Raw genomic sequence first — 17,207 nt, 5'->3', positions numbered from 1 at the left:
GATCTTCCAGCGTTAATATGGTATCTCGCACATACCTCGGCTTGTTTCAATAAAGCAACCGCCCATATCCAAATCTCGCCCGTAGGCTTCATAGTCAATGTAGTTCTGTAAGCTGGGTGGAATGTCGCCAAGTGCCTGCAATTCGTCTATGTAGTAGTAGGCAACGTCTGTCATGGTTTCACAGTCGGGATAATAATAAATATCGTCCTTGTGTTCCACGACTTCTTCCAGCGTCCCGTAGTGGCTGATAAATTCGTCCAGACACTCTACGATATAGTCGGGAAGTTCCTCTATCATTTCATACATCTCATTGAGTTCTTCAATGGAAACATACTCGCCAATCGCAATGGGGAAGTTGTCGGTATCATGGATTGCGTATTCCTCATACTGTTCATTCAAGCCGATTTTTTCTTTTACATCTTCCTCATCAATGGGAAACGTGAACCAAGCACCGACTAAATATCCCTCATTGTATTTGCCAAGATTAGCAATGTAAACCGCCATATCATCAATCATAACCACCACCTCATTTCCTACTCTGGCAGTTCAAAGATACCGTGTTCTGTTACTAAAAATTTCCCGTGTTCCTGCAAGTGAGAAGCATAGGCTTCAAAGTCAAAGTAATATTCTTGACAGTCCTCGGATAAATGCTTAAATGTCGGGTCGTTCATCAGCTTTTGCCTTGCAACATCTATCATGCTTTTGCAGTCAGGATAAACCGTAATCACGTTCCTGCAAATATAAAGTGCTTCTAAATTGTCATATACGGTCAGAAGTGATACATATTCTTCCTGCATATCACTTGAAAGCTGGCGGTACATAAAATCTAATTCGTTGAGCTGATACACGCTTGTATGTTCGTGAACTTCATCAGCATAAGGCAACACCTTTTCGATAATACAGTAATCCCCACTTTCTGCACCGATACCTAACTTTTCTTCAAACTCGGCAACATCTATCGGCAGGTCGAACCAGTATGATATTGTTTCTTCGTCAGTTGTTCCTCTCGTTTCCACCAGTACCCTTGTTTCCTGCATTGTTCCTCACGTCCTTTCTGTTGGTTCATCACATCTTTTAAGTTCTGGTATGAGATACCAAACACATATTTAGAAAAATCTTCTAACTGTCTTTCTTCATAGTCGGCAGGGTTCAGCCGTTTCATTTCATGCCACACCTTACGCTTGTAAGAGGGCAGGTCGGAAATGTATTCACAGCCGACTTTTGCCTGCATATCCTTAAAAATATCGTTCATTTCATCACTCCAATCTGAAATTTAGGTATGAAAAAAGCAGTCAATCCTAAGACTAACTGCTTTGTGTGTATGGATATGAAATTGTTTATCAGACATATTGTTTGAAAAATACATTTAACTTTTGCCCTAGTAGTGTTGGGTTATCTGTATTTACTTCATGTCCTGCATTTTCAATAATAGCTATTTCTGCGTTTTCTATCTGTTGTTGCAATTCTAAAGAAGCTTTTTTATTTATCTTATCCTTATCGCCACAGACAACAAGTACCGAACATGATATTTTTTTCAGTTCATGTTTAAAATTAAGTTCTGTCATAGATTTGCATAGATTGATAAAATCTGTTTTCTGAAAACCCATTTTTTCAAATGCTGAACAAGGCATAATACGGAATATCAGATTTTGCATTTTTAACAGATACTTTGGCATTTCATATTGTGTGCCTATTAACACTAATGAGTTCATTTTTTCTGGGTGTTCTATCGCATACTGCATAGCAAGAATACCACCTAAAGAAAGTCCACAAATATTTAGCGGTTCTTCAAACTGTTCACAGTATGTTTCCAATGTCCGATACAATGTATCATAACATGGTATTTTTCCAAAAAGCCAATCTGATAAATTAGGGCATAAAACTTCAAAATCATCATTGAATACTTTTACGGTATCACTCCAACTTTCAGAAGATTGTCCCAAACCGTGAAGCATTATATATTTCATTCCATCACTCCTAGATACTGTGTTTCATATCCACATTATAACATTCGCATATCAGCACCACAATAAAATTTTATGCACCGATAATCTTATTGAACAGCTCTAACAATACATCTTTCACACCGCCAGCGTTGAATACCAAACCGACAGCAATCAAGGCAACTACCAAGAAGCCGATAAGTTTTGAAAACTCACGCTTGAACCCTAAGTAGATACCGATAACCACAATCGCCATAAGCACTAAGCTCTGTGCGTTTGATAAAAACCATTGATACAAATTTTGTCCGAAATTCATTTAATTGTCCTCACTTTCTTCTAATTGTTTCATTTCATAGTCAGCTTCTTTGCCGACATTCAAAATACACATCAAGACTACGCCGATACCCATTCCCATAGATACCAGCAGGAAATCTTTTAATAATACCCACATTTTTTATCACTCCTAACTTTCCACCAAATCTTTTGCAGGGGTCGTCTGCTGTTTGATTATCATTTTATGCTTTTCTGTGAGCTTTGCCTGCTGTTCGATTGTTTCCATGTAGTCTGTACCGTTTCCTTTATCAATCTTTTTCAGCATTTTCAAGGTTGGTGCTACCTGCCTTTGTACCCAACGCAATGTGCGGTCTAAGGTGTAAGGCTCTGGCTTTGTCGTCAGCTTCAAGCTCTGTCTGTTATCGCCAATAAACCAAGCCCAGCGGTCATTGAGTTTCCATTCATTTTTTCGCTTGTCGGGTTCTTCATCAACAAACCGTACATACTGGTTGATGATAGAAAAGGCGGTCTGCTCTGCGTCATAATAGGTCAGCAAATCTCGTACTGCATAATAGGCACGTTCATTTCTAAGCCGTATCTCAAAACGGTTGATAATGTCGGCTTCTTCAAGCGGTGTCCCTAACTTGACGTACTGCTCATAGTCCTTTTCATAGATACAAAAATACACATCTGATTTCAGCGAACCAAGATAAAGGGTGCGTCCCATATATTCTCTGTCGTCCTCTCTATGCTTGATAAGCTCGCCCGACTGGTAAAACTTATAACTTCTGGACTTTCCGATATATTCCCGTTTTCTGCATTTTTCCGCAAGCTCTGGAATATCCAAAATGCCCGTATGGTCGTTGATAGCAAGGTCGATACGCTTCATCACGCCACCGTCTACGAGTGCGTCCATGAGAAAGTCATACCAGCTTCTTTGCTGTGCCAGCAGGTAACTTTCAAACTGCCTGCAACCACGCCCCTTTAACTCTAAAAGGACACCTTTTTCTTCGTCAGCCGACGTATAGATAAAGATGTCCCCTAAAGAGTAATGCTCCGTATAACTGTAATGTCCATAATCTTCATGGAGCATATAGTTGATATTCAGTTTTAATATGTCTTTGATGATATGCTGTATATCCAGCGTGGGAAAACGAATTTTCACATAATCAAACAGCATGGTAAGCGGTGCTTCTGGATTGAACCTTGCCAGTTCTTTATGCAGAGTTTCCAAAAGCTCCTTTGACGGCTTCATTTTTCCGCTTTCTATCTTATTGAGATATTCTCTTGTGATACCAGAAGCCACCGCCAGCCTGCCTTGTGAGATACCGTAAGCAATCCGTTTCTCCCGTAATTCTTTTATCCATTGTTCTTCATTCAGAACCATACCCCCAATCTGTAAAGTGTGAAGTTTTTTTAGGCGACTTCACAGCCGATTTTTGCTAGGAAACCATGCCAGAAGCCTTATGTTTCCTATGTTTTTTGTCTATTGTCTATTTGCAAACGTACCCCTCTGTTAGATACCGAGGGGTTTTATCAGCGGACGGGACAAGCCCCGTCCGCCAAGAACGGAACTTGCGGTTGAGAACCGCAAAACCCGTCCTTGTCGTCCGTGTCTGTGTCCTGCTGTGAACCTTGTATGCCCTCATAGATAACCGCAAAATCTATTCTTTCATCTGAAAGTGCTTCTTTCATTTCTTCAGACAGCCCTTTAAGAAATACATTACATTGCAGACAAGCCTTATCTAAAACTCGAAATCGAAAATAGATTATCCTGCTTTCAACGCAATGTCTACTTTCCAACCTCATTCTAAACTTATGAGGAATGTTGATTTTTTCACGAATAACATCATCAATGATTTTATCTATCCTTGAATGAAATCGCAGATTTGGATTGACAGAATAATCTAAAAAACAATCTAACATATATTTCCTGCAATCCGTTGTAAAAATATCTGTATTCAAGCACAAACAGAGGTAGTTTTTCTCTGTGGGTGCGTGATAAACATTTAATGTGTCCTTATTCAATCACATCTTCCTTTCCTTGTTGTTCTGGCATGACTTGTCTTTCTTGTGCAAGCCTGCCGATTGTTTGTAAAAAATCATGTCCTTTGGGGACTAAAGGCGTGTAAAATTCGCTTATCACGCTTGTTCCCATATCACAATAGCCACGCCCCTTGATACGCTTCTGGAAAAACTGCTTTTTCACATCTGAACCGAACAGCATACCGTAACCTAATTCGCTGATACGCCCAAGTCCCACACGGAAATTGAAGTTATCTCTGATACCGTCAGAGAAATACTTTGCGTCTGGACGCTGGCAGGCAACGATAAGGAAATAACCTGCTTGTCGTCCTAACATAACGATTTTCTTTAACTGGCTAAGCAAGCCCACGCTTTCCTTTGTCCCCAGCATTTCAAAAAATGCCACATATTCATCAAAGATAAGAAAGCAGGGTGGCAGTCCCAGATAGGCGTAGTTTTCGCCCGTCTTATAGTTCGGGTGTTGCTTCATTTCCTCACTTCGCTGTACCATTCCCTCATAAAAGGCATTGACACAATCAATCATTTCTTCTTTGGTGTGATACACATTTCCCATAACTGTCCCTAAGTCTGCAAGGTCAGCGTTCTTCGGGTCTAAGATGTAAAGGACAGCGTTGGTATGCAGTAAGGCTTCAATAAGCGTCAGCAGAAAATAAGTTTTACCGCCACCCGTTCCACCAGCAATCAGAGCGTGAGGGAGTGCGTCATATTCCCAGACAAGATTTTTCATCAGTTTCAGACAGCCGTTTTCTGCCCGTACTTCATCAATGGTAATGCGGTTCGCTATCATATCATAAAGCAGGGTATATTCAATATAGCCGTCATGCAGGGTCTTGTCGGTCAGCTCACAATATAAGCCACTTTCCAATTTATCCTCTAACCGTAAAAGCTGGTCTTGATATTTTCCCAGCGTAATTTCACAGCGGATATGAAGCAGTCCCTTTTCCATTTGATAATAAATCTTTGGAAACCAGACGATTTTTTCCCTTGATCTGCTTTGCAGGTCAGTAAAAAAACCGCTGTCTTGTACGGTATCGGCTTCATACCACTTATTTTCCAGTACCATTCTTGCCAGCTTTTGACGGTGCAGGAGCTTCTTGAAACTATCGTAACAGAAGTGGTAATACAGAAAAACGACCAATGCACAAACACCAGTCGCTATCAGTATAGTTATGAAGTTGTAAGGGGAAAGCGTCAAGCCGTTCTCTAACAAGCTGAAATGTTCCCAATCAGTACGCATGAGCTGTTTGATATTCAGTAGCAGGAGAACCGCCACGAATACAAACAGAAGCGTTCCTATGGAAAAGTGGTAGACAAGGTGCTTGTCGCTGGCTCTGATACGGTGTCCTTTGTTAAAAATCTTTTGCATAAATCAATCACTACTTTCTGGGTATGAAAAAAGCAGTCAATCCTAAGACTAACTGCTAAAATAATATAACTGTTTATTTGGGCGAAACGTATTAGAGTAAATTTTTCTCTTTTAACATTTCAAGAAATTCTTTATATCCAACACAGTCGCAAGAAACTGTACAAATTTTTTTGTTTCCTACAAATATTTTCAATCCTATTTGCTCTTTTTCTGTGCAACGGGAAATATCATTAAATGAAATTTCTCTTGTTCTTCCAACAGCAGGAGTAATACGCAAATTATTTCCGTCAATTACTACCTTATGTCTTTTTAATGCCCACGCACAAAATTCAATCAATAGAACAAAAATAGCAAAAACAACAGAGTGTCCCACCGTATTATCAAATCCCATGAACAATCCTAAAGCTATTGCAATTCCTACCATTATCAATGAACAAATATGACATACTGTTTGATAGGCGTGTGATACAAAAACAGTATTTGTGAATTTTTCTTTTTTAGTTGCTTTTTGTGTCTTATCTAATACGAGAGATATAATAGGGACAACGAATACAGCAAATATAATAGCTCTTATCATAAACAGCACTCCTTATAATTAAATTTTTCATACCCATATTATAACAGTTTTATATATCCGCTACAACGAAAATCTATTCAGCAAGCCTATTTTTTCGGCTGTCCCTGCGGTGTATGGTTCTGTGGACTGCCTACGTTTTGATTGCCTTTATTCTTCAATACAATATCCTCTGCCTTTACATACCAGTCCACATCTGCACCCGTATAGGTCTTTCTTGATACCGTATCGGCTACTGGATTGACAAGCTCCACAACTGCATTGTACGGAAATTCTCTTAACGGTACTTCTGGCGGTACAGACACGGGGATAATTCCACCATGCAAACTGCACTTCAAATCATAGATACGCTTTTTAAGCTGGGTACTCGGTGTCCCGTCCTCATTCTGTAAGAACACATCACGCACCGCTGTAAATTTTAATTCTCCAAATGTTTTCTCTTTGTCAATAACAAACCCGTTTGATAATCTCATAAATTCTTCACTCCTTTACTTTTCTTCAACTGCTACAATATCATCAGCAACTAACACATAATCGGTATGTCCCATATCCCCGATTGCATAACCTCTGCCGTATAACTTCGGATTGACAAGTTTTACTTTCTGTTCATACTTGAACTTTTTTTCGCCAGCCTGCACGGGAATTTCTACCACAACATTTTCGCCTTTCTGTACGTCAGAATAAAGGTTATAGCTTCGTCTTGCTAAGACCCTGCGGTTATTTTTATCTCTTTCAAAGACTGGCTCACTTTCGCCTGCAAATTCAAGAGTTCCAAAAGACTGTACCATATCTGGCACGACATATTTCATTTCCATATTGTTTTACCTCGTTTCTTTCTATTTTTGATAAATTGATTGTGATTTCTTATTCTGGCGGTTTGGGAAGTACCAGCAATCCCACAGATAGTAAAGGGTAAAATCAATGCTTACGCACCCTTGACTATCCGTGTTCTTGCAGGTTGTTGGCAGACAAGCCAGAATAAGCGGAAGTCTGCCGTTTGACAACTTCGGCGGAGAGCGTGATTTTTCTTTTCTCATACCGTTACCGCCTTATGATTTTTTCATTTTACGGCGTTTGTAGAAGAAGATACCTGCCAGTCCAGCACCAGAGGTCAAAAGAAGTGCAAGCAGTCCGTAAAGGTTTGTGTTATCGCCCGTTTTGGGACTGTCGCTCGGTCTGTTTGGCTTTTCTGGTGTCGGTGGTGTTTCGGGTTTCTCTGGTTCTTTTGGCTTTTCCTTAAAGGTAATCGTCTGTCCCTTATCCTCAATATCCTTATGCTCGGTAACTTTCTTCGGATCGTCTGGATTGCTTAAATCGTACAATTCTTCAAAAGTTACAAGCTGTTTGCCGTCAAGGGAAGTAGCGTCAAGGGTAAAGGCAACTTCCACTTTCATAGTTTCGCTGTCAGCAGTAAAAGTGTAATCACTTTCCACACGTTTCCCATTGATAAGAAGCTCGGCATTTTCTTTTTTCAACATCTGCCAGCCCACCAGTTTGTACTGTGTACCGACTTCTAAGCCCTCTAAGGTTACGGTATCAATGATTGTTACCTCTTTTCCAGCTTCAAGCTCTTTGTTGCCGTCCTTATCGGTAGCAGTCGTATGAATTTTGATGATACGCTCTGTGATAAGTACGGTCTGCCCGTCGTCCTCAATGTCTTTATGCTCCGCAACTTTCACGGGTTCGTCTGGATTGCTGAAATCATACAATTCTTCAAAGGTAACAAGGTTCTTGCCACCTAAAGCAGACGCATTGAATATATAGGAAATTTCCACTTTCATTTCTTCATCATCAGCGACAAAGGTATAATCGTTTTCTACACGTTTCCCGTCAATGATAAGCTCGGCGTTTTCTTCCTTTAACATCTGCCAACCTTTCAACTGATACTTTGTGCCTTTTGTAAGCCCGTTTAATTTGACAGTATCAACGATTGTTACCTCTTTTCCTGCAAGGATAGTTTTTTCGCCGTCCTTGCTGGTCGCTGTGGTATGGATAGAGATTTCTTTTTCGTATTCATCAGTCAACGTTCCTAAATCAATCACAAGGTTATTTCTTGATACCACGATTTCAAAAGGTGGGATAAGTTCAAAGCCTTTGTTACTGTCGCAACGCATTTCTTCAATGATGTAGGTATCATAAGGTAATGCACCCTTGCTGTCGTCTGGTTCAGAAGTTCCAAACCACACACCGTCCTCGCTGGTCTTGCCTGCGTTGGTATTGTGCTTATGCGAAGCCCATTCAGAAGAAGTGGAAAACTGCCCGTTATCATCAGTTACAACTATATGATTTTCGCCCGTTGTCTTGCTTGTGATCCTAAAAGGAACATCAGCAAGACGCTTGTGTGTGCCTGCACCGATTTTTACACCCTCAATATCTCCACGCTTAATCTGATTATAGATAGAATGGGCTTCGTCGGTTAAGTCCACGATTTTTCCATTTTCTGTGATTGTAAAATCAATCGGTTTTGCACCGTCTGTCAAATATCCGTCTGGTGCTTCGCTCTCAACGATACGGAAGTTTCCATAAGGTAAAAGGTCAGCAGAAGTAGAAGCGATACCCTCAATATCGGTACGAATTGTCTTTACCACTTCATTTTTCTTATAGAGCTTGCCCTCAACCAATACTGCATTATCATTTAAGGAAATGATGTCAAAGGCAGTATCTTTTAAAGTTGCACTTCCTTGTGGTTTGGTATCGCCCGTTTCTAAATCTCGTTTCTGAATTTTCACACCGCCACGGATAACCTTATCTGATACGGAAAACTGGTTACTTCCAGATAATACGGCAAGGTCGCCGTCCTCGGTAATCTGTGTAAGGTATAAGTCTTTTATCTGTTCGGACTTATCGCCAGCCTGCATATATGCACCGTCTAACAAGTATCCGTTTGGAGCTTTTGTTTCTTCAACGGTTAGCGTTCCAAGTGGAAGAACCGCTTTACCGTCCTGCATATAGAAGCTATCGCCAGATACTTTGTATGCGTCCGCAAATTTTGTGATGTAGTGGGTTGACCCGTCGCTGTCTGTTTCAGCGATTGTCTTTGTAACCCATGTACGAGTAGCTTCGGCAGGGAGATTGTCTTTATTATAGAAGCCTGCATAATACTTCCATGTAAATTCCGCACCTGCTAGAGAAGCGTTCCCCTGCGGATTGTCTTTCTGTGTTTCCATATCAATCTTGAAAAGCTCAATCAACGTGTCCGTTACTTTTGGTGTATCAGATACTTTCAAAGTCGCTGTTTTTCCAGCTTCAACCTTTAAGGAATATATAGTTTTATCTACTTTATATCCTGCTGGTGCGGATAATTCCTTGATATAGACTGTGCCTGCTTTTACCTCTACAACATCTGTATTTCCGTTTTCATCAGTCGTAAGAGTGGCAAGCTGTTTCGTGCAGTTCTTATCAGAAAAGACACCGTATGTTGCACCAGCGATAGAGTAATTCCCGTTACCGTCTGTAATGCTGGTATTACTGGTAGCCTTTTTAAGTTTCGCATTTCCGATATTTAACTTCGCCCAGAATTGCCCCAATTCCTGCCCCTCGCCAGAGTAGATATAACCGCCACATTCATAACGTCCTTTATTTTCTTTGACAAAGGCTCTTGCACCAGAGAAAACTTCGTCCTGCGTTGCCTTTGGAATTTCATCATAAGAAGCTCTCACGTTGTCGCATTGCCAGCCAAGATGTACGCTCAATCTCTGCCAGACAACAAGCTGTCTTAAAAGGTAGGCGTGATTGTTGCTTATTCCGCTGTGGCTGTCTGTGTACTGTTTCACATATTCGATAGATAAGGCAACGTCGCTTATCTGGTCGGCACTCATACGGGTGCTTGCGTCAATTCTGGTCTTGTAGCCATTCCTAAAATCTGTGTTAATGTCGATACAGTAAGCGTCCTCGCCCTCGACGGTCAAATGTCCCTCGTTAAAAGTAGAACCAATCGAACCGTCATTCATTACTTTTTCAACGATACCGACACGCTCTTTTGACTCCGTCCAGTATTGCTTGCTTTCTGCATGAACGGGTGTCGTCGGTAAAGTAGTAACGACAGTTGCAAGAGCTAAGAAGCCAGTACACAATCGTTTTAACATCTTTTTCATAAATCTAATGCTCCTTTCATTTTGGGTAATAAAATAGCCGTCCAATAAGAACGGCTGGAAATAGAAAAGGAACGTCATGTTAGGCGTTCCATAGTCTATAAGTTATTCAATTTTTTCTTGTTTCAATACTGATGTGTTGTACCATATCTTTGCATATCTAGGAAAACTTGCGTATCAAGGCTCATTCGTTAGTAGTAAATAAGTAGTAAATTGATGTGTTTGTTTCCTTGAAAATGCTGATAGATACTGTGTTTTAGCGGATAATCAGATTTTTATTGTGTTTTTAGTCTAAAAGAGCGTGTAAAAAATGATTTCTCATTTTTTCACACGCCCTATTTTTACCATATGCTTTTATTTTCTGCTCTCAGCCAGTTCCCCAAGCTTCCCCAGCAATTCCTTCGCCTTCTCCATCATCGGCTCGCAATCCTTATGCTTCTTTCCTTTATCCTGATAGAACAGCACCGGCTTCTCTCCCTGGGCAAAGCGTAACGCAGTCTTATACTCGGCAATAAGCGCCGGGATCCCGGTGACATCGAGCTTTGCCTTCGGGTAGAGTTCGATGCGGATCTCCTGGGTGTTGATATCCACCTCGGTCACATAGGCGCGGTGGGCCATAGCTTTTAATTCCGCTACACGCAGCAGGTTATCCACAGATTTCGGAATATCGCCGAAGCGGTCGATCAGCTCATCCTGCATATCCATATACTCGTCGTCCGTCTCGATGGCGGAAATTCTCTTGTATACATCAAGCTTCAGATACTCATTCTTGATATATCCGTCCGGAATAAATGCGTCGATATCGCAATCCACCACGGTCTCAAAGGTTTCCTCCTCTTCCTGTCCGCCCTTTAAGGCAATGACCGCCTCGTTGAGCATCTTGCAGTAAAGATCATATCCGACTGCCTCCATGTGTCCATGCTGTTCCGCTCCGAGGATATTTCCCGCGCCGCGGATCTCAAGGTCACGCATCGCGATCTTGATCCCGGATCCCAGCTCTGTGAACTCCCGGATCGCCTGAAGACGTTTTTCCGCATCCTCCTTTAACATCTTATCCCGTTTATACATCAGGAACGCATAGGAGGTACGGTTCGACCGTCCGATCCGCCCCCGGATCTGGTAGAGCTGGGAAAGGCCAAGACGATCCGCGTCCTGAATGATCATCGTGTTGGCATTCGGGATATCCAGCCCCGTCTCGATGATCGTTGTAGACACGAGAACATCAATATCGCCGTTGATGAAATCCAGCATGATCTTCTCGAGCTGATGCTCATTCATCTGTCCATGGGCAAAAGCCACATTTGCGTCGGGCACGAGAGACGCCACATGGTTTGCCACCTCGTCGATGTTATTGACACGGTTGTATACATAGTACACCTGCCCGCCGCGCCCTAATTCTCTGTGGATCGCCTCACGGATCATCTCGTCGTTGTACTCCATGACATAGGTCTGGATCGGAACACGGTCCACCGGCGGCTCCTCGAGAACACTCATGTCACGGATCCCGATAAGGCTCATATGCAGAGTCCGCGGGATCGGCGTCGCTGTCAGGGTCAGAACGTCCACGTTCTGCTTCATCTGCTTGATCTTCTCTTTGTGGGTCACACCGAACCGCTGCTCCTCATCGACGATCAGAAGTCCAAGGTTCTTAAACTGTACATCCTTTGACAGGACTCTGTGTGTGCCGACAATAATATCCACATACCCCTTTTTCAGTCCTTCTACTGTCTTCTTCATCTCTCCCGGTGTCCGGAAGCGCGACATCATGTCCACGCGGACCGGGAAATCCTTCATTCTCTGGACGAACGTATTGTAGATCTGCTGCGCCAGGATTGTTGTCGGGACCAGGTACACGACCTGTTTTCCTTCCTGCACCGCCTTGAACGCCGCGCGGAGTGCGATCTCCGTCTTTCCGTAACCGACATCCCCGCAGATCAGGCGGTCCATGATCTTCTTGCTCTCCATGTCCCGCTTCGTATCGTCGATCGCGGTGAGCTGGTCATCCGTCTCATCGTACGGGAACATCTCCTCGAATTCCTTCTGCCAGACCGTATCTGGTCCATACTGGAATCCTTCCGCATCCTGTCTCGCCGCATAGAGCTGCACGAGCTCCTTCGCGATCTCGCGGACTGCCGTGCGGACCTTCGTCTTCGTCTTCGTCCACTCGGTTCCGCCAAGCTTATTTAACTTCGGAACCTTTGCGTCAGCCCCCGCATACTTCTGGATCCCCTCCAGACGGGTCGCCGGAAGATAAAGGTTTCCGCCGTCCCCGTACTCGACCTTGATGTAGTCTTTGATGACATGGTCCTGCTCGATCTTCTCGATTCCTTTATAGATTCCGAGACCATGGCTCTCATGCACCACGTAGTCACCGACAGAGAGTTCGGAGAAGCTGCTGATCTTCTTTCCCTCGTAATTGTACTTTTTCCGCTTTTTCTTCCGTTTTTCCACGCCGAACATGTCGCCCTCGGTGATGACGACGAACTTGATCAGCGGGTACTCAAAGCCCTTATGGAGTTTTCCGTAGGTGACCATGATCTCCCCCGGAGCGACCGGCTGTCCCGGGTCTTCCGGACAGAACGCCCGCAGGTCATACTCCCTTAGATCCCCCGCAAGACGGCTCGCTCTGGTCCTCGACGCAGAGAGGAGAACAACGCGGTATCCGTCCTTCTTCCATCTCGTCAGGTCCTTGATCAGGATCTCGAAGCTGTTCTGGTAGGAATTTAAGTTCTTTCCGGTCAGGCTGTACTTCGCCTTCGGAGTCATGCCGGGGAGTCTCTGGTCAAGTCCGGTCATGAAGATCGTGTGCGGCGTGTGCGCGTCCGCCAGGATCGTTTTCGATGAAAACAGGAGGTCCGCCTGCCCCGGCAGGATATAGCCCTGTTCCAGGCGATGGGACATGCTCTCCCGGAATTCCGTCTCGACGGTCTCCGCTTTTTCTTTCATGCGCTGGGGTTCATCTAAGAGCAGGGCGAGTCCTGTGTATTCCTTTTCTGTGCCCGCTGCTATCCTATTTGAGTCACCGACAGCTTTTTTCCCTGTCCCCCCTGCCTTTTGTTCTGACATTCCGCTCTCTGCAGCTTTTGCCGTTTTCTTGTCAGTCTCCTCTCCCGTTTTTACCTCAGAATGCGTGCAAACAGCTCTGTTTCCCACATCTTTCATGTAATCCAGAAATGACACCGTGTCCTTACAGAAATACCGGATATACGCATCCAATGTCTGCACATCGAATCCCTCTCTCAAGGATTCCACAAGCTCTCCGACGGCCCGCCGGATCCGCGTCGCTTCCTCCGGCTTTTTCTGATCGCGGAAGGTCTTTTCCTGCTTCTTTCCCTCTGACTCCAGGCGCAGGATCCCATCCTCGATATGTTCCTTCGTGAGGATCAGTTCTGCTGCCGGGTAGATCGTGACCGCGTCCATCTGCTGGATCGAGCGCTGGCTCTCGGCATCAAACGAGCGGATCGAGTCCACCTCGTCTCCCCAGAGTTCGATCCGGACCGGGACCTCCTCCGTAAGCGGAAAGACATCGAGAATTCCACCGCGGACCGAAAACTGTCCCATTCCATCGACCTGTCCCATCCGCTCATATCCCATGTTCGTAAGCTGTGTCTTGATCTCCTCGATATCGAGCGTCTGTCCCGCCATGATGTTCAGGCAGCTCTCCCTGATCATGGAAAGCGGCAGAAGATGATCCATGAGACCGTCCACGGTCGTCACGACAACGCCGCCTTCGTCCTCCAAAAGGTGTTTAAACACCTGCATCCGCTGTCTCGTCAGGAGATTTCCGTGGATATCAGAGCTGTAAAACAGAAGGTCTCTTGCCGGGTACAGCCATGTATTCGGCTCAAAATAGCTGAAATCATCATAGATCTCCTTCGCCCGGTTGTCATCATACGTCACGACAAGGCGCCACGGATGTTCCTTCGAGAGTTCATACATGACATGAACTTTCTGGGAATCTGTCACGCCGCTGACCTGGATCGGACCTTTTCCTTTATCCATATCCTGTTTCATATCGGTATACTCCGCCAGCTCCGCGAGCGGATTTGCAAAAACTTCAGCCATGGTTCCTCCTGTTTTTATTCGTTTCCTGTCCGATCATATTTCTGATTCTATTCCAGTTAGTGTGCATAGGTATTCTCCGCACGCACACTGCGGCAAAATTTTACCAATACTTCTTTTATTTTTCTTCTTTCTTCCGGTTATGATCATTCATCGCCTGCGCGATCCCGACATTCACGATCTCGCAGACTGCGTCGGCCGCTTCCTTCACGGCGTCATCCATCGTCGCCTGCTCTTCCTTTGAGAAGTGTCCGAGCACATAATCTGCAAGATCCATTCTCGCCGGTTTCTCACCGACTCCGACCTTCACGCGCGGGAATTCCTGGGTTCCGAGATGTGCGATGATGCTCTTGATCCCGTTGTGACCGCCGGCACTTCCCTTTGCGCGGATCCTTAACTGGCCCGGAGCCAGACTGATATCATCGTACACGATCAGGATATCTTCCGGATCCACCTTATAATAATCGGCTGCCGCGCGGATACTCTCCCCACTGGAGTTCATATACGTCTGCGGCTTCATGAGAATCACCTTCTCCCCGCCGATCACGCCTTTTCCGCAGAGCGCCTTGTGCTTTTTCTCTGAAATGTCCGCCCCGATCTTCTCCGCCAGAGCATCCATCACCATAAAACCTGCATTGTGTCTTGTATTTTCATATTCCTTTCCCGGGTTTCCGAGACCTGCAATTATTAACATTTTTATCTCCTTTTCGAATTTCCGCTGACCGCCAGGTATTCCCTTCCACGGTCAAAACGGAATCTGATTTTTCTAAATCGCAACGCATTTAAGGGGCCTTTTTCCAAAGTCCCCTGATTTCTACATTTTATCAGTTTTGAACGTCCAGTGCAAGAGGCAGTTATGACAAGAATCTGCCGCCAGCAACTCCGTCATGACACCCATTCCGTCCATGATCACAGCTGTTAGCGGCAGATTCTTTTATATCCTATACTCGTTTTTCATACTCCGGCAGATACCCCCTGATGTACCGTCCGAATCGTGCGGGATTTGCGCTTTTGCGCTCATCCCTTGTGCATTCCGTGTCATGGAATGTATCTATTCATAGATTACCATATTTTCAGAATTCATGCAATCCTTTTCAGGAAACACATACACTTGCGTTTACAGTAACTATCCTTCACAGACATTCGACTTGAATTTTCGACATAAAATCAATTGTTTTTTCATTCCTGTATCTACGTGCTTTTTCTGTATCCGTAATTTAACCGACACTTTATTTATTTTTCCAATGCTCCGTATGCAGCAGCATATGTGCCTTGTGGGACATCGGTTTTCCGAAGAAATCGCTGTAGATCTCCTTGATATCCGGGTTTTCATGCGAATACCGGAGTTCTGATTCCGCATCCAGTTCGTATAACTTCTTTCCGCGCGCAAACGCCAGCTCCTCGCCGTCGTGGATCGGCTGTCCGCCGCCGCCGACACAGCCGCCCGGGCATGCCATGACTTCGACAAAGTCGTAGTGGACTTCCCCGCGCTCGATCTGCTGCAGCAGTCTTCTCGTATTTCCAAGGCCGCTGACTGCTGCGGTACGCAGCTTAATGTCGCCGATCGCAAACTCCGCTTCCTGGACTCCTGCGTTTTCCTGGAATCCTTCACTGCGGACCGCACGGAACGCGTCTGCCGGCGGATTCTCGCCCTTTAAGGTGAAATATGCGGTGCGCAGGGCTGCTTCCATAACGCCGCCGGTCGCGCCGAAGATCACACCGGCGCCGGTTCCCGCGTGCATCGGGCTGTCGCCCGGGATCTCGACCAGTGTATTCGGACGGATATGGGCGGAGCGGATCATCTTCACGAGTTCTCTCGTCGTGAGAACCGCATCGACGTCATGTCCGGCATACTCCCCGTAGAAGAGGTCCATCTCACGCTCGCCTTTTTTTGCCACGCAGGGCATGATGGAGAGCGTAAAGATCTGATCCGGGGAAACTCCGAGTTTTTCCGCAAAATATGTCTTCATGACCGCCCCGAACATCTGCTGCGGGGATTTTGCTGTGGAGAGGTAGTTCACCATATACGGAAACTGGCTCTTCGCAAATCGAACCCAGCCAGGGCAGCATGAGGTGAACATCGGACGGTCTTTCAGTTCGCCGCTTGTGAAACGGCTGATAAACTCCGTGCTCTCCTCCATGATCGTGAGATCCGCGGAAAATACCGTATCAAACGCGTAATCGACGCCCATTCTCTTTAATGCATCGAAGATCTTTCCGACCGGAGCGTCCGCGCCGGAGAGTCCAAGTTCCTCTCCCCAGGCCGTGCGGACCGCCGGGGCAACCTGCGCCACAACGATCTTCTCTTTATTTTCGATCGCTTCCCAGACTTTTTCCGTATCGTCGCGCTCCGAGAGGGCGCCAACCGGACAGTGGGTGATACACTGACCGCAGAGAGCGCAGTTCGCTTCCCCGATCGTCTTATGTCCTGCGACATTCACGGTCGTTCTGGAACCGGTTCCTTCCACATCCCAAATCCCGAGTCCCTGGATCTTATCACAGACCTGAACACAGCGCATGCACTTGATGCACTTCGCGGAATTGCGGATCAGCGGGAAATTCTTATCCCACGGCTGATATTCCGGTTCCTGCTTAAACGGGATTTCCAGAATATTCAGATCATATGCCACCTGCTGCAGACCACAGTTTCCGTTTCTCGGACAGACCACGCAGCGGTTATCATGCTGGGACAGCAGCAGCTGGACCGTATTTCTTCTGTGATTCCGGACCTTCGGGCTGTTCGTATGGATGACCATGCCTTCCTTCACGAGATTGTTGCAGGAGGTGATCAGTTTTTCCTTTCCTTCCAGCTCCACAACGCAGACTCTGCAGGCCGCGATCTCGTTGATCCC

16 protein-coding genes are annotated in these 17,207 nt (G+C 45.2%); all 16 read right to left on the bottom strand.

The genetic code is table 11. The annotated features are described in order from the left end of the window. Positions 1–12: 12 nt before the first annotated feature. Positions 13–516, bottom strand: a complete 504-nt coding sequence (locus tag DXA87_RS14920; RefSeq protein WP_002323345.1) for an antirestriction protein ArdA — start codon at positions 514–516, stop codon at positions 13–15. A gap of 17 nt (positions 517–533) precedes the next feature. Then, entirely contained in the window at positions 534–1,037 is a 504-nt protein-coding gene (locus DXA87_RS14915; RefSeq protein ID WP_025489601.1) for an antirestriction protein ArdA, read from the bottom strand. Continuing rightward, positions 956–1,252, bottom strand: a complete 297-nt coding sequence (locus DXA87_RS14910; protein ID WP_074038079.1) for a conjugal transfer protein — start codon at positions 1,250–1,252, stop codon at positions 956–958. Before DXA87_RS14910 ends, DXA87_RS14915 begins: the two co-directional genes overlap by 82 nt. 88 nt (positions 1,253–1,340) lie before the next feature. Then, positions 1,341–1,967, bottom strand: a complete 627-nt coding sequence (locus tag DXA87_RS14905; RefSeq protein ID WP_022620533.1) for an alpha/beta hydrolase — start codon at positions 1,965–1,967, stop codon at positions 1,341–1,343. A 70-nt stretch (positions 1,968–2,037) separates the two neighbouring features. Next, positions 2,038–2,259 (bottom strand): hypothetical protein, encoded by a 222-nt coding sequence (locus DXA87_RS14900; RefSeq protein WP_002323342.1) that lies wholly within the window; start codon positions 2,257–2,259, stop codon positions 2,038–2,040. Then, complete coding sequence (locus DXA87_RS17830) at positions 2,260–2,394, bottom strand: DUF3789 domain-containing protein (protein WP_005340705.1); 135 nt, start codon at positions 2,392–2,394, stop codon at positions 2,260–2,262. 12 nt (positions 2,395–2,406) lie between these two features. Then, complete coding sequence (gene mobT, locus DXA87_RS14890; RefSeq protein WP_025489600.1) at positions 2,407–3,603, bottom strand: MobT family relaxase; 1,197 nt, start codon at positions 3,601–3,603, stop codon at positions 2,407–2,409. A gap of 149 nt (positions 3,604–3,752) precedes the next feature. Further along, positions 3,753–4,244, bottom strand: a complete 492-nt coding sequence (locus DXA87_RS14885) for a hypothetical protein (protein ID WP_009905022.1) — start codon at positions 4,242–4,244, stop codon at positions 3,753–3,755. Beyond that, entirely contained in the window at positions 4,237–5,628 is a 1,392-nt protein-coding gene (locus DXA87_RS14880; protein ID WP_004843351.1) for an FtsK/SpoIIIE domain-containing protein, read from the bottom strand. Before DXA87_RS14880 ends, DXA87_RS14885 begins: the two co-directional genes overlap by 8 nt. A 91-nt stretch (positions 5,629–5,719) precedes the next feature. After that, complete coding sequence (locus DXA87_RS14875; protein WP_004843350.1) at positions 5,720–6,205, bottom strand: DUF6560 family protein; 486 nt, start codon at positions 6,203–6,205, stop codon at positions 5,720–5,722. Positions 6,206–6,291: 86 nt separating this feature from the next. Continuing rightward, a complete protein-coding gene (locus DXA87_RS14870; RefSeq protein ID WP_004843349.1) occupies positions 6,292–6,675 on the bottom strand; it encodes a YdcP family protein in 384 nt (127 codons plus the stop codon). A 15-nt stretch (positions 6,676–6,690) separates the two neighbouring features. Next, the gene (locus DXA87_RS14865; RefSeq protein WP_004843348.1) at positions 6,691–7,017 is read right to left on the bottom strand and encodes a YdcP family protein; all 327 of its coding nucleotides are present in this window, start codon (positions 7,015–7,017) and stop codon (positions 6,691–6,693) included. A gap of 234 nt (positions 7,018–7,251) precedes the next feature. Further along, positions 7,252–10,296 carry an SrtB-anchored collagen-binding adhesin gene (locus DXA87_RS14855; protein WP_009273766.1) on the bottom strand — a complete coding sequence of 1,015 codons (3,045 nt, stop codon included), beginning with the start codon at positions 10,294–10,296 and terminating at the stop codon, positions 7,252–7,254. Between the two features lie 351 nt (positions 10,297–10,647). Continuing rightward, positions 10,648–14,358, bottom strand: coding sequence for a transcription-repair coupling factor (gene mfd, locus DXA87_RS14850; RefSeq protein WP_242998113.1), 3,711 nt, complete (start codon positions 14,356–14,358; stop codon positions 10,648–10,650). Between the two features lie 115 nt (positions 14,359–14,473). After that, entirely contained in the window at positions 14,474–15,049 is a 576-nt protein-coding gene (gene pth / locus DXA87_RS14845) for an aminoacyl-tRNA hydrolase (RefSeq protein WP_117470477.1), read from the bottom strand. 535 nt (positions 15,050–15,584) lie between these two features. Then, a partial coding sequence (locus DXA87_RS14840; protein ID WP_117505167.1) for a [FeFe] hydrogenase, group A occupies positions 15,585–17,207 on the bottom strand: 1,623 nt, incomplete at its 5' end.

The organism is Desulfotomaculum sp. OF05-3 (assembly GCF_003435535.1).
In the GTDB taxonomy this organism is placed as follows: domain Bacteria; phylum Bacillota; class Clostridia; order Lachnospirales; family Lachnospiraceae; genus Pilosibacter; species Pilosibacter fragilis.
Note: the sequence above shows the minus strand (reverse complement) of the source record. Positions and strands in the feature narration are given on the sequence as shown.

What these genes read in the sequence shown, in the direction of transcription:
- DXA87_RS14865 (WP_004843348.1), bottom strand. Translation starts at nt 7,017, where the DNA reads ATGGAAATGAAATATGTCGTGCCAGATATGGTACAGTCTTTTGGAACT.
- DXA87_RS14920 (WP_002323345.1), bottom strand. Translation starts at nt 516, where the DNA reads ATGATTGATGATATGGCGGTTTACATTGCTAATCTTGGCAAATACAAT.
- DXA87_RS14875 (WP_004843350.1), bottom strand. Translation starts at nt 6,205, where the DNA reads ATGATAAGAGCTATTATATTTGCTGTATTCGTTGTCCCTATTATATCT.
- pth (WP_117470477.1), bottom strand. Translation starts at nt 15,049, where the DNA reads ATGTTAATAATTGCAGGTCTCGGAAACCCGGGAAAGGAATATGAAAAT.
- DXA87_RS14910 (WP_074038079.1), bottom strand. Translation starts at nt 1,252, where the DNA reads ATGAACGATATTTTTAAGGATATGCAGGCAAAAGTCGGCTGTGAATAC.
- DXA87_RS14855 (WP_009273766.1), bottom strand. Translation starts at nt 10,296, where the DNA reads ATGAAAAAGATGTTAAAACGATTGTGTACTGGCTTCTTAGCTCTTGCA.
- mobT (WP_025489600.1), bottom strand. Translation starts at nt 3,603, where the DNA reads ATGGTTCTGAATGAAGAACAATGGATAAAAGAATTACGGGAGAAACGG.
- mfd (WP_242998113.1), bottom strand. Translation starts at nt 14,358, where the DNA reads ATGGCTGAAGTTTTTGCAAATCCGCTCGCGGAGCTGGCGGAGTATACC.
- DXA87_RS14880 (WP_004843351.1), bottom strand. Translation starts at nt 5,628, where the DNA reads ATGCAAAAGATTTTTAACAAAGGACACCGTATCAGAGCCAGCGACAAG.
- DXA87_RS14905 (WP_022620533.1), bottom strand. Translation starts at nt 1,967, where the DNA reads ATGAAATATATAATGCTTCACGGTTTGGGACAATCTTCTGAAAGTTGG.
- DXA87_RS14900 (WP_002323342.1), bottom strand. Translation starts at nt 2,259, where the DNA reads ATGAATTTCGGACAAAATTTGTATCAATGGTTTTTATCAAACGCACAG.
- DXA87_RS17830 (WP_005340705.1), bottom strand. Translation starts at nt 2,394, where the DNA reads ATGTGGGTATTATTAAAAGATTTCCTGCTGGTATCTATGGGAATGGGT.
- DXA87_RS14870 (WP_004843349.1), bottom strand. Translation starts at nt 6,675, where the DNA reads ATGAGATTATCAAACGGGTTTGTTATTGACAAAGAGAAAACATTTGGA.
- DXA87_RS14915 (WP_025489601.1), bottom strand. Translation starts at nt 1,037, where the DNA reads ATGCAGGAAACAAGGGTACTGGTGGAAACGAGAGGAACAACTGACGAA.